Below are 529 nucleotides of genomic sequence, written 5' to 3'. Positions count from 1 at the left end.
GGGAGTTGGTCTTACCCGACGGCGCTGCGCCAACCGCAAGGAGGCAGGCGACCACGGTAGGGTCAGCGACTGGGGTGAAGTCGTAACAAGGTAGCCGTAGGGGAACCTGCGGCTGGATCACCTCCTTTCTAAGGATTCTTTTTTGGACATGGGCGCCGGCTCTGCCGGCACCCAGCGAACGTCAGTTCATCCATCGAAGATCATTTAGATACAGGGTTCAGTCAGAACCCATTTGGCGGGACAGGCGCCGTCCTCGTTTCTCTTTCTCGTTCCGGGCCATCGGGCCCCGCCATCCACATGTTGGAATGCGCGTCGAGCCGGCCTGGAGATTGAGTTTGCCGCGGCAGACGATCGATGAGGACCGTAAGGTCCGGTCGATCGTGCCGTTTGGCGAAGACATCAGTGACATCGTGAAGAGGGAATGTGGCCGTTGGGGGCGCGAAAGCGTCTACCCTGGCGGTCATGTTCGGCAAGCATACGGTGATGGAATCGGAAACGGTTCTGTCACTGGTCTTTTTGTGACCGTGTC

The 529-nt window shown here is 58.8% G+C and carries 1 protein-coding gene and 1 rRNA gene; both read left to right on the top strand.

Going from position 1 to position 529, the window contains the following annotated elements; genetic code table 11:
- Positions 1-128 (top strand): 16S ribosomal RNA (locus tag MKK65_RS14940); the annotation flags it as partial.
- Between the two features lie 177 nt (positions 129-305).
- On the top strand, positions 306-529 hold a 224-nt coding region (locus MKK65_RS14935; RefSeq protein ID WP_243958575.1), incomplete at its 3' end, for a hypothetical protein.

The organism is Methylobacterium sp. J-001, assembly GCF_022829565.1.
Taxonomy (GTDB): Bacteria; Pseudomonadota; Alphaproteobacteria; order Rhizobiales; family Beijerinckiaceae; genus Methylobacterium.
This window is presented reverse-complemented; position numbering and strand designations above follow the sequence as displayed.